Origin of the sequence: Faecalicatena fissicatena (genome assembly GCF_016900595.1) — a bacterium.
In the GTDB taxonomy this organism is placed as follows: Bacteria; Bacillota; Clostridia; order Lachnospirales; family Lachnospiraceae; genus Claveliimonas; species Claveliimonas intestinigallinarum.
In genome coordinates, this window is sequence record NZ_JACLYY010000003.1 from 261959 (window position 1) to 273518 (window position 11560).

Consider the following 11560-nt stretch of genomic DNA (forward strand, 5'->3'; position numbering starts at 1 on the left):
ATGATGCTGGAGATGAAGACTACAAAGTTTCTTGAGGAGCTGTCTTCCAAAGCCCCCGTGCCCGGGGGAGGGGGAGCCTCCGCGGCTGTGGGAGCCTTCGGGGCTGCCCTTGGCATGATGGTGGCAAACCTGACTGTGGGGAAAAAGAAATACGCGGCAGTGGAGGAGGAGATCCTGGCGGCCCGGGAGGAGCTGGAGAGGCTGCGGGACAGGCTGGTCACACTGACAGACCGGGATGCCCAGGCCTTTGAGCCCCTGTCCAGGGCCTACGGTCTCCCGAAAAACACAGAGGAGGAGAAGGCGGCCAGGGAGAAGATCATGGAGTCTGCCCTCTATGAGGCCAGCGTGGTCCCCATGGAGATCATGGAGACCGTGCTCTCCTCCATGGATCTGCTGGAGACGCTGGGGGAGAAGGGCAGCAGGCTGGCCCTAAGCGACGTGGGGGTGGGCATCCTCTTCGCCCAGGCGGCCCTGGAGGGTGCCTCCTTAAATGTCTTTATCAACACCCGCCTTATGAAGGACCGAAGCCAGGCGGAGGAGCTGAACGCCCGGGCTGACCGGATGATCGCAGAGGGGCGGGAGAAGAAAGAGCGTATTTACAGCCAGGTGCTTCAGAGTGTAAAATAAAGCGGTAATACAACATGCAGATTACAACACAGGAGGGACAAAAAGATGGGAACAGTGATGCTGGGAACCGAAGTGGCCAAGGCCATGAAGGAGCGCCTGATACAGAGGACAGAAGCGCTGAAGGAGAGAGGAACAGAGCCGAAGCTGGCGATCCTGCGGGTAGGGGCAAGGCCGGACGACCTCTCCTATGAGAGGGGAGCCAAAAAGAGAATGGAGCTGACAGGCATCGGCTGCCAGGTGGTGGAGCTTCCGGAGGATGTCTCCCAGAGAGAGCTGGAGGAGTCGCTAAAGTCGCTGAACAGGGACTCATCCGTGCACGGAATTCTTGTGCTGCGGCCTCTTCCCAGACACCTGGACGAGGAGCCTCTGACGCGGATCATCGATCCGGTCAAGGACGTGGACTGTATGAGCCCTGTCAACATAGCGAAGATCTTTTCCGGGGATGCCAGCGGCTATGCGCCCTGCACGCCGGAGGCGGTGATGGAGATGCTGGACCATTACGGCATTGACCCGAAGGGGAAGAAGGTGACTGTCATCGGAAGGAGCATGGTGGTGGGCAAGCCTCTGGCTATGCTGCTCCTTGGTCGGCATGCCACAGTCACCATCTGTCACACCAGGACAGCAGACCTTGCCGCGACGTGCCGGGATGCGGAGATACTGGTGGCCGCTGCGGGAAAGGCGAAAATGGTGGGCGCTTCCATGGCAGGGGAGGGCGCCGTCGTAGTGGATGTGGGCATCAACATGGACCCGGAGGGAAACCTGTGCGGGGACGTGGACTTTGAGGCGGTAGAGCCCAAGGCATCCTTTACCAGTCCCGTGCCCAGGGGCGTGGGGAGCGTCACCACTTCCGTGCTGGCCCAGCATGTAGTCCGGGCGGCGGAAACCCTGAGCGGACAAAAGAGAGTATAGAAAATACTGTATAGTCAGCGTAAAAAGGCGCGGGAGCGCTGCGGGCAGCCCGGTTGGATTTGACAGGGCTGCCTTTTCCATGTATAATTACTAATAAAGTTAGCAATTTGACACAGCAAAAGAAAGGAGACGATTTTTGAGCAGAGGCAGTACATCTTACACAGAAACAGGACACTATAAAATCGAATTGAAAGAAAGACTGAAGGAAAAGCTGAAAGAGGCTGTCAGCGCAGTACTCCCGATCATCATTATCGTGCTGGCGCTGTGTTTTACCATCGTTCCCATCTCGCCTGGCATTATGCTGGAATATATCATCGGAGCCGTGATGCTGGTGATCGGAATGATGTTTTTTACCCTGGGAGCTGAGATGGCCATGACTCCCATGGGAGAGCGGGTGGGAAGCAGCATGACCCGCTCCAGGAAGCTGTGGGTGATGGTTATCCTTGGCTTTGTCCTTGGCTTTATCATCACCGTGTCGGAACCGGATCTGCAGGTTCTGGCGGAACAGGTTCCGGCGGTCCCCAACATGGTGATCATCCTGGCTGTTGCCACCGGGGTGGGGATCTTCCTCGTTGTAGCGCTTCTGCGTATGCTGTTTGGCATTCCGCTGTCGCGCATGCTTGTATTCTTCTACGTGATCGTGTTTGCGCTGGCCGCGCTGACGCCGAAATCCTTTCTGGCCGTTGCCTTTGACTCGGGGGGAGTGACCACAGGACCTATGACCGTACCCTTTATCATGGCTCTCGGTATCGGTATTGCCGCCATCCGAAGCGACCGGCACGCGGCGGACGACAGCTTTGGACTGGTAGCCCTCTGTTCCATCGGGCCCATTCTGGCTGTGCTCATCCTGGGGCTGATCTTTGAGACAGACGGCGGAGCCTACAGCATGTCTTCCATCACGGAGGTGGAGAACTCTGTAGAGCTGGGACAGCTGTTTTTACACGCGCTTCCGGAATATTTTGGAGAGATCGCGGTTTCACTTCTGCCGATCGTTGTATTTTTCGGATTATTCCAGTTTTTTTCACTGAAACTGAAGAAGCGTCCCCTGATCAAGATCTTAGTGGGACTTTTCTATACGTACATTGGCCTGGTGCTGTTTTTGACAGGCGTGAACGTGGGATTTATGCCTGCGGGAAATTATCTGGGCCAGATGATCGCGGCGCTGCCCTACCGGTGGATCATCATTCCCATCGGCATGGTGATCGGCTACTTTATCGTCATGGCAGAGCCCGCTGTGTACGTGCTGACAAAGCAGGTGGAGGAGCTGACAGACGGGGCTATCGAGGGAAAGGTCATGAAGACCGGACTTTCCATCAGTGTGGCTGTATCCGTGGGACTTGCCATGCTGCGGGTGCTGACGGGCATTTCAATTTTCTATTTGCTGGTGCCCGGCTATGTGGCGGCGATTCTTCTGTCCTTCTTTGTGCCGAAGATCTTTACGGCGGTTGCCTTTGACTCGGGCGGAGTGGCCTCCGGCCCTATGACAGCCACCTTCCTTCTGCCCTTTGCCACCGGGGCCTGCCTCTCCGTGGGGGGAGACATTGTGGCGGATGCCTTTGGCGTGGTGGCTATGGTGGCCATGACTCCCCTCATCACCATACAGGTGATTGGGCTGATCTACAAACTGCAGGAAAAACGCGCCGATGCCGCCGCGGCAGCCGGCCAGGTCGTATCCCTGGATGCCTATGCGGATGACGCGATCATTGAATTATAGGGAAGGATGGAAGTATGAGCGAAGTATATATGATGGTGACCATCACCGACAGGAAAGACGCCGCGTCCTTTCTGGAGTTCTATAAGGAGAAGAACGCGGACGCCCAGATCGTTACCCTGGGCAGAGGCACGGCAAACAGCGAGGTGCTGGACTACCTGGGGCTTGAGGACGCGGAGAAGACGGTTTCTCTTTGCGTTGTCACGGACACAGTCTGGAGAACGCTGAAAAGAGGACTCAGACAGAAGTTCCAGATCGATGTGCCGGGGACAGGCATCGCCTTTATCGTGCCTGTGAGCAGCATCGGAGGCAAGAGAGAGCTGCTGTTTTTACTGGAAAACCAGAATTTTGAGAAAGGTGAGGAGACGACATTGAAGGATACAGCGCATGAACTTTTAGTTGTGATCGCAAATCAGGGCTACAATGAGATGGTGATGGACGCAGCCAGGAGCGCCGGGGCGGCGGGAGGCACGGTCCTTCACGCAAAGGGAACCGGCATGAAGAGGGCTGAAAAGTTTCTGGGCGTATCCATTGTCTCTGAGAAGGAGCTGGTGCTGATCGTCACAAAGACGGAGAATAAAAATGCTATTATGCGGGCTGTCATGGAGAAGGCGGGAATGGAGACAAAGGCAAAGGCCATCGTGTTCTCCCTCCCGGTGACAGACACAGCGGGCCTCCGCCTGATCGAGGAGGAGGACACGGACGAGTAGGCAGAGGATGACAGACAGCAAAACGCTGCCCGGGCAGGCCGGATAGGAAATCCGGCGGCCCGGGCAGCGTTTTGCTTTTGCGCCTGGCGCAGTGTGTCTAATCGCATTCGCATGTATTGCTTTTAAATATCTAAATGAAATTGCCGTTTATATAAATAAAAGGTACATCTTATTCCGATTAATGCTTTTTCTGTTACAGCTTGACAACATTGACAGCCTGCGGTCCTTTTGTGCCTTCCGTCACCTCAAATTCTACGGCCTGGCCTTCTTCGAGGGATTTGAAACCATCCATCAGAAGTCCGGAGTAGTGGACGAAGATGTCGTTGCCCTCTTCGTCAGAGATGAAGCCATAGCCCTTCTGATTGTTGAACCACTTTACAGTACCTTTGTTCATATGCTACCTCCATATAAATGAAATAAAAAATAAAAGTTTCATAAATCTACAGAATTGTCTGTAAATTTACTCTGACAGCGTAGCATAAATCATGAAAAAAGTCAATCGATATGACAGAAATATACAGAAAATTCTAATAAAATAGATATTCAGCTGTACAATTCAGCTTGTATATAGAGGGCAAATCATTTATAATGGAAAAGTATCTATTAAAGTAACTGTATTGGATAAACTATTGTTGAACAGGAGGAAAAGTACATGGGAGGACTTTTCGGTGTGGCGTCCAGGAAGGACTGTATGCTGGAACTTTTTTACGGGGTGGATTACCACTCCCATCTGGGGACAAGGAGAGGCGGCATGGCCGCCCACGGGGAGGACGGCTTCTGCCGGGCCATCCACAATATAGAGAACGCTCCGTTTCGCACAAAGTTTGAGCGGGATGTGGAGGAGATGAAGGGAAATCTGGGCATTGGCTGCATCTCGGACTACGAGCCGCAGCCTCTGCTCATACAGTCCCATCTGGGCAGCTTTGCCATCGCCACGGTGGGCAAGATCAACAACCTGGACGCGATCCTGGAGAAGGCTTACAACGAGGGGCATTCCCATTTCCAGGAGATGAGCGGCGGCCTCATCAACGCCACGGAGCTGGTGGCGTCCCTGATCTGCAGAAAGGGATCCTTCACGGAGGGGATCCGCTATGCTCAGGAGACCATAGACGGCTCTCTGACCATGCTGGTCATGACAAAGGAGGGCATCTACGCGGCGAGGGATATCATGGGGAGGACGCCCCTTGTGATCGGGCAGAAGGAGGGGGCCTACTGCGTCTCCTTTGAGAGCTTTGCCTACATCAACCTGGGATACACCGACTGCAGGGAGCTGGGCCCCGGGGAGATCGCCTACATCACGCCGGAGGGAGTGGAGACAGTCCTGCCTCCGGGGGATAAGATGAAAATCTGCTCCTTTTTGTGGGTATACTATGGATACCCCACATCCTCCTACGAGGGAGTCAATGTGGAGGCTATGAGATACAGATGCGGAAGCATGCTGGCAAAGCGGGACAACGGCTCTGTCCAGCCGGATATTGTGGCCGGCGTGCCCGACTCCGGCGTGGCCCACGCCATCGGCTACTCCAATGAGTCCGGCATCCCCTACGCCCGTCCTTTTATCAAGTACACGCCCACATGGCCCCGGTCCTTTATGCCTCAGAACCAGAGCCAGAGAAATCTCATCGCACGGATGAAGCTTATACCGGTGCGGGAGCTGATCGAGGACAAGAAGCTGCTCCTTATAGATGACTCCATCGTCAGGGGGACCCAGCTTCGGGAGACAACGGAATTCCTGTACAAGAGCGGCGCAAAGGAGGTGCATGTGCGTCCCGCCTGCCCGCCCCTTGTGTACGGCTGCAAATATCTGAATTTCTCCCGGACCAAATCAGAGCTGGAGCTGATCACCAGGAGAGTCATCCGCGAGAAGGAGGGGGAGAACTGTCCGGAGGAGGTACTGGAGGAGTACACCGATCCGGATTCCTGCCGCTACGCGCAGATGATCGAGGCGATCCGGAAGGAGCAGAACTTCACCACCCTGCGGTACCACCGCCTGGACGATCTGTTGGTCTCCATCGGCATAGAGCCGTGTAAGGTATGTACCTACTGCTTTAACGGAAAAGAATAGTTCCGATCTGAGAAAACATCATAGCAAAAACAACAAGACGAGAGGAGAACATCATGGGACATATTTATAAGAAGGTTGAGGAAATGATCGGAGGGACCCCCCTCCTGGAGCTGGAAAAGATTGAGAGGGAGGAGGGCCTGAAGGCCAGGGTGCTTGTGAAGCTGGAGCTTTTTAACCCGGCCGGGAGTGTGAAGGACAGGGCCGCCCTCTTTATGATCCTGGACGCGGAGGAGAGAGGACTCCTCCATCCGGGGGACACCATCATAGAGCCCACAAGCGGAAATACCGGCATTGGCCTGGCCTCTGTAGGGGCCTCCCGGGGCTATAAGGTCGTCTTCACCATGCCGGAGACCATGAGCGTGGAGAGGAGAAAGCTGCTTGCAAGCTACGGGGCTCAGATTGTGCTGACAGAGGGAGCCAAGGGAATGTCCGGAGCCATTGCAAAGGCCGATGAGCTGGCCCGGCAGACAGAGGGAGCCATTGTCCTTGGACAGTTTGTCAATTCCGCCAACCCCAGAGCCCACATGGAGACAACCGGCCCGGAGATCTGGGAGGACACAGAAGGGAAGGTGGATGTGTTTGTGGCCGGCGTGGGCACAGGAGGAACCATCACGGGCACCGGCAGATTTCTGAAGGAAAAAAATCCGGCTATCCATGTGGTGGCTGTGGAGCCTGCCGACTCCCCGGTGCTATCCGGCGGAAAGCCGGGCCCGCACGGACTGCAGGGGATCGGAGCCGGGTTTGTACCGGAGATCCTGGACACCGAGGTGTACGACGAGGTCATCCGGATGGAGACCCGGGATGCCTATGAGGCGGCCAGACTGCTGGCAAGAAAACAGGGCGTGCTGGCAGGCATCACCTCCGGCGCAGCTCTTCACGCCGCGCTGAAGCTTGCAAAAGAGGACAGATTTGCGGGAAAGACTATTGTTGCCTTGCTCCCGGACACAGGGGAGAGATATCTCTCCACGCCCCTGTTTGAGGAGTAAGACGGACAAGCCCGCACTTGACTGTACCTGCGCCAGCGTGTAAAGTAAAAGGCATACAGAACAAATAAAGGACAGGGAAGTATCATATGATAACGTTGACAGGAAAAAAAGTATCGGAAGGAATCGTGATTGGCCGGCTTGTGTTTTTTAACAGGGGAGAGCGGGAGATCCGCAAGATTTATGTGGAGGATCCGGAGAAGGAGCTGATCAGATTTCAGAAGGCCAGAAAGAAGACGGCGGCGGAGCTCCAGGAGCTGTACGATGAGTCCGCCAGCGAGCTGGGGGAGGCCAACGCTACTATCTTTGAGATGCAGCAGACTGTCCTGGAGGACGAGGAGTTCGTCAACCAGGTGGTGCGCATCATTACCGAGCAGAAGCTGAATGCGGAATACGCGGTGAAGGAGTCGGTGGAACGCTTTCTGAAGGTCTTCTCAGGCAGGCCGGAGAGCTATGTGCGGGGACATGAGGCGGACGTGCAGGACGTGGCGTCCCGCATCCTGCGCATCCTCTCCAGGAGCCGGAAGGACCGGATGTTCATGGACGAGCCGTTTATCATGGCGGCCAGGGATCTCTATCCAAGCGAGGCTGTCAAGCTGGACAAGACAAAGGTGCTTGGCTTTGTCACCATGTACGGATCCATCAATTCCCACACCGCCGTGCTGGCCAGGACAAAGGGGATTCCCTCGGTCATTGGCATCGGAGAGGCTCTCAAGAAGGACTACGAGGGCAAGATGGTCATCATAGACGGCTTTGACGGCAAGCTGTACATTGAGCCGGATCAGACGACCATGGAGAAGATGAAGCAGAAAAAGCAGCAAAATCTCCAGAAGGTGGAGACTCTGGAGCGGCTGAAGGGAAAGGAAAATGTCACCCAGAGCGGCCAGAGGATCGATGTGTGCGCCAACATAGGAAGCCGGGAGGATATCGAGAGAGTGCTGCGCAATGATGCGGGCGGCATCGGCCTGTTCCGCAGCGAGTTTCTCTACATGGAGTCCCCCGGGAAGCTGCCCACAGAGGATCAGCAGTTCCAGGTGTACAAGCTGGCGGCGGAGGCCATGGGGACCAAGAAGGTAGTCATCCGCACCGCTGATCTGGGCGGGGATAAGCTGCCGGAGAGCATGGATCTTTCCGGGGAGAGCAATCCCATGATGGGCTACAGGGGAATTCGCATCTCCCTGGACAAGGAGGAGATGTTCAAGACCCAGCTGCGGGCCATCCTGCGGGCGTCCGCCTTTGGAAATCTGCAGGTTATGTTTCCCATGATCACCTCCATCGAGGAGGTGACAGCCGCAAAGAAGGTGCTGGAGAAGGCCAAGGCTGAGCTGAAGGAAGAGAAGACAGCCTTTGACGAGAACATCAGGGTGGGTGTCATGATCGAGACGCCGGCGGCCGTCATGATCAGCGGGGAGCTGGCCAGGGAGGTGGACTTTTTCAGCATTGGGACAAACGATCTGACCCAGCACACCCTGGCTATGGACCGGACCAACCGGAAGCTGACAGGCTACTACAATGTCTATCACCCGGCCCTGATCAAGATGATCCGGATCGTGGCCAACAACGTCCACCTGGAGGGAAAGCATATCAGCATCTGCGGCGATCTGGCGGCGGACACCAGCATGACCGAGACCTTCATACAGATGGGCATTGACGAGCTCTCTGTGGCTCCCGGAAAGGTGCTGCCCCTCAGGAAGAAGATCCGAGAGATACGCTGATTTCCGGAGAAACAGATGATGTAAGACGGATATAGGATGGATATCAGACGAATACGGAAAGACGGATCTGTTTGAATTGGCAGATCCGTTTTGCTATACTTAAAACTGTTAAAGGAAAGTACAGCAGTGGAAGAGAGTACAAAGGAGGAGAAGATGTTAGAAAAATTATTTAAACTGAAGCAGAACGGTACTGACGTCAGGACCGAGATCCTGGCAGGCGTCACCACCTTTATGACCATGGCCTACATCCTGGCGGTGAACCCCAGCATCCTGTCGGCCACGGGAATGGACCAGGGGGCTGTCTTTACCGCCACGGCGCTGGCCGCCCTGATCGGGACGCTTTTGATGGCTGTTTTTGCCAACTATCCCTTTGCCCTGGCGCCGGGCATGGGGCTGAACGCCTACTTTGCCTACACGGTGGTGCTGAGCATGGGATACACCTGGCAGGTGGCTCTGACAGCGGTTTTTGTGGAGGGTATTATTTTTATCATCCTCTCCCTGACCAGCGTACGGGAGGCTATATTTAACGCTATCCCACAGAATCTGAAGGCGGCGGTCAGCGTGGGAATCGGCCTTTTCATCGCGTTTATCGGATTGCAGAACGCCAATATCGTGGTGGGAGGCTCCACTTTGCTGGAGCTCTACTCTCTGGACGGGTACAATGCGGCAAACGGTGTGGAGGCCACCTTCAACGACGTGGGGATCACGGTGATCCTGGCGCTGGCCGGCGTGATCATCACCGGAGTGCTGGTGCTGCGCAATGTCAAGGGCAATATACTCTGGGGTATACTGATCACCTGGGTGCTGGGGATCATCTGTCAGCTGGCGGGCATCTATGTGCCCAACCCGGAGGCCGGATTTTACGGGCTCCTGCCGGATTTCAGCAACGGGCTGTCCATTCCCAGCCTGTCTCCCATCTTCTGCAAGATGGAGTTCAGCGGGATCTTCTCTTTGAATTTCCTCGTTGTCATATTCGCCTTCCTCTTTGTGGACATGTTTGACACCATCGGGACACTCATCGGTGTGTCCTCCAAGGCCGGCATGCTGGACGAGGATGGGCGGCTGCCCCACATCAAGGGCGCGCTTCTGGCCGACGCGGTGGCCACCGCCGCGGGAGCTGTGCTGGGCACATCCACGACCACCACATTTGTGGAGAGCGCATCCGGCGTGACAGAGGGGGGAAGGACCGGGCTCACGGCCCTGACGACAGCGATCCTGTTCGGCGCGGCGCTGTTTTTCTCGCCCATCTTCCTCGCCATCCCCTCCTTTGCCACCGCGCCGGCGCTGGTGATCGTGGGCTTCTATATGTTGACCAACGTGGTCAACATTGATTTCAACGATATGAGCGAGGCCATTCCCTGCTACATCTGCATCGGAGCCATGCCGTTTTTCTACAGCATATCTGAGGGCATTTCCATGGGAGTGATCTCCTATGTGGCCCTCAACCTGCTGAGCGGCAAATTCAGGGAGAAAAAGCTGAGTGCCCTCATGTATGTGCTGGCGGTTCTGTTCATCCTGAAATATATTTTCCTGTAGGAGAGTGACATGCGGTATATAAGACCTGATTATTATGATACGTTCAGATGTCTGGCAGACAGGTGCCCCTCCTCCTGCTGTGAGGGATGGCAGATCGTTATCGACGAGGCATCCCTGGAAAAATACAGAGGCTACCAGGGGGATTTCGGGAGGAGGATGGCCAGGTCCGTCTCCTGGGAGGACGGCACCTTCCGCCAGTATGAGGGAAGGTGCGCCATGCTGAACCGGGAGGGGCTCTGTGACCTCTACATCGAGAAGGGGGAGGAGGCTCTCTGCGAGACATGCACCCGGTATCCCAGACATGTGGAGGAGTTTGAAAATGTGCGGGAGTACTCCCTCTCCCTGTCCTGCCCCGAGGCGGCCCGGATCATGCTGGAGGAGGACAGGGAGCTGTCCTTTGTGACAGAGGACACCCCGGAGGAGGAGACCTTTGAGGAGGGCTTTGACTTTCTTCTCTATACCAATCTAGTAGACGCAAGGGAAGCCCTGTATGCCCTTCTGCAGAGGAGGGATCTGCCCTTTGAAGAGAAGGAGAGGGCCTGTCTGGCCTTTGCGGGCGGTGTGCAGCTCCTGCTGGAGGAGGGAGACTATCCCGGTATGGAGGAGTGGATCCAGACCGGGGGAAAGCAGGAACCTGGCTTGCCGGAGGAGGAAAGGTGGGTGAATCCTGCCCGACTGTCCTGCTATGACAGGCTGCTGGAGGAGCTGCGGGTGCTGGAAGGTCTGGAGAGACTGGAGCCTGCCTGGGAGGCGCTGCTGAGAGAGGAGGAGGCGTTCCTTCGCCAGGCGGGGGAAGAGAAGTATGAGAAGATACGGGCCTCCTTCCGGGAGAGCCTGGAAAGCAGCGGGCCGGGCAGAGAGGCCTGGGACCGAAGGCTGGAGAAGCTGGCGCTGTTCTTCGTCTACACCTACTTCTGCGGAGCTGTGTACGACGACGCGGTCCACGCTAAGGTATGCCTGGCCTTCTTTTCCACCCGGTGGATACAGGAGCTTGTGATGATGGAGTGGTATGTCCAGGGAACCACTGCTGACATAGAGGCGCTGATCCGCATGTCCCGCCGCTATGCCAGGGAGATCGAGCACTCGGACGAAAACCTGAACGCCCTGGACGATTACTTCTGGGACAGGACACACGAAAAGAGCTGACGCATATTATGCGTCAGCTCAGACTGTAGACAAAGTCCCCGGTTTACCCCGGGGCTTTTCTATTGTAGTTATCAACATTTCAATGATCCTTCCGGTTTTTATCAAGAAAAATCCCCTACTTATCAACTCTAAAGTTAAGCGGTACGTTCCCTGCACAT

General features: G+C 55.8%; 10 protein-coding genes. 9 read left to right on the forward strand and 1 reads right to left on the reverse strand.

Annotation, left to right across the window (positions count from 1 at the left end; translation table 11 throughout):
• From H7U36_RS04975 to H7U36_RS04990, 4 genes are all read left to right on the forward strand, one after another.
• Positions 1-627, forward strand: coding sequence for a cyclodeaminase/cyclohydrolase family protein (locus H7U36_RS04975; protein ID WP_033126969.1), 627 nt, complete (start codon positions 1-3; stop codon positions 625-627).
• 45 nt (positions 628-672) lie between these two features.
• Positions 673-1536 carry a bifunctional 5,10-methylenetetrahydrofolate dehydrogenase/5,10-methenyltetrahydrofolate cyclohydrolase gene (locus H7U36_RS04980; RefSeq protein WP_205155769.1) on the forward strand — a complete coding sequence of 288 codons (864 nt, stop codon included), beginning with the start codon at positions 673-675 and terminating at the stop codon, positions 1534-1536.
• A gap of 187 nt (positions 1537-1723) precedes the next feature.
• The gene (locus tag H7U36_RS04985; protein ID WP_243426695.1) at positions 1724-3250 is read left to right on the forward strand and encodes a DUF1538 domain-containing protein; all 1527 of its coding nucleotides are present in this window, start codon (positions 1724-1726) and stop codon (positions 3248-3250) included.
• Positions 3251-3264: 14 nt separating this feature from the next.
• Positions 3265-3957, forward strand: a complete 693-nt coding sequence (locus tag H7U36_RS04990; RefSeq protein ID WP_033126939.1) for a P-II family nitrogen regulator — start codon at positions 3265-3267, stop codon at positions 3955-3957.
• 193 nt (positions 3958-4150) lie between these two features.
• On the opposite strand, the gene H7U36_RS04995 is transcribed toward H7U36_RS04990, so the two are convergent.
• The gene (locus H7U36_RS04995; RefSeq protein ID WP_033126940.1) at positions 4151-4351 is read right to left on the reverse strand and encodes a cold-shock protein; all 201 of its coding nucleotides are present in this window, start codon (positions 4349-4351) and stop codon (positions 4151-4153) included.
• A gap of 258 nt (positions 4352-4609) precedes the next feature.
• Here H7U36_RS04995 and H7U36_RS05000 point away from each other — a divergent pair, with 258 nt between their 5' ends.
• The 5 genes from H7U36_RS05000 to fliB all read left to right on the forward strand — a co-directional run bounded on the left by H7U36_RS05000 (position 4610) and on the right by fliB (position 11402).
• Positions 4610-6022, forward strand: a complete 1413-nt coding sequence (locus H7U36_RS05000) for an amidophosphoribosyltransferase (protein ID WP_191428535.1) — start codon at positions 4610-4612, stop codon at positions 6020-6022.
• Between the two features lie 53 nt (positions 6023-6075).
• Entirely contained in the window at positions 6076-7008 is a 933-nt protein-coding gene (gene cysK / locus H7U36_RS05005; protein WP_191428536.1) for a cysteine synthase A, read from the forward strand.
• An 86-nt stretch (positions 7009-7094) separates the two neighbouring features.
• Complete coding sequence (gene ptsP, locus H7U36_RS05010) at positions 7095-8720, forward strand: phosphoenolpyruvate--protein phosphotransferase (RefSeq protein WP_033126943.1); 1626 nt, start codon at positions 7095-7097, stop codon at positions 8718-8720.
• A gap of 153 nt (positions 8721-8873) precedes the next feature.
• The gene (locus H7U36_RS05015) at positions 8874-10256 is read left to right on the forward strand and encodes an NCS2 family permease (RefSeq protein ID WP_205155770.1); all 1383 of its coding nucleotides are present in this window, start codon (positions 8874-8876) and stop codon (positions 10254-10256) included.
• 9 nt (positions 10257-10265) lie between these two features.
• Positions 10266-11402: a flagellin lysine-N-methylase gene (gene fliB / locus H7U36_RS05020; protein ID WP_205155771.1), complete on the forward strand. Its 1137-nt coding sequence runs from the start codon at positions 10266-10268 to the stop codon at positions 11400-11402.
• The last annotated feature ends 158 nt before the right edge of the window (positions 11403-11560 follow it).

What these genes read in the sequence shown, in the direction of transcription:
- H7U36_RS04975 (WP_033126969.1), top strand. Translation starts at nt 1, where the DNA reads ATGATGCTGGAGATGAAGACTACAAAGTTTCTTGAGGAGCTGTCTTCC.
- H7U36_RS04980 (WP_205155769.1), top strand. Translation starts at nt 673, where the DNA reads ATGGGAACAGTGATGCTGGGAACCGAAGTGGCCAAGGCCATGAAGGAG.
- H7U36_RS04990 (WP_033126939.1), top strand. Translation starts at nt 3,265, where the DNA reads ATGAGCGAAGTATATATGATGGTGACCATCACCGACAGGAAAGACGCC.
- H7U36_RS04995 (WP_033126940.1), bottom strand. Translation starts at nt 4,351, where the DNA reads ATGAACAAAGGTACTGTAAAGTGGTTCAACAATCAGAAGGGCTATGGC.
- H7U36_RS05000 (WP_191428535.1), top strand. Translation starts at nt 4,610, where the DNA reads ATGGGAGGACTTTTCGGTGTGGCGTCCAGGAAGGACTGTATGCTGGAA.
- cysK (WP_191428536.1), top strand. Translation starts at nt 6,076, where the DNA reads ATGGGACATATTTATAAGAAGGTTGAGGAAATGATCGGAGGGACCCCC.
- ptsP (WP_033126943.1), top strand. Translation starts at nt 7,095, where the DNA reads ATGATAACGTTGACAGGAAAAAAAGTATCGGAAGGAATCGTGATTGGC.
- H7U36_RS05015 (WP_205155770.1), top strand. Translation starts at nt 8,874, where the DNA reads ATGTTAGAAAAATTATTTAAACTGAAGCAGAACGGTACTGACGTCAGG.
- fliB (WP_205155771.1), top strand. Translation starts at nt 10,266, where the DNA reads ATGCGGTATATAAGACCTGATTATTATGATACGTTCAGATGTCTGGCA.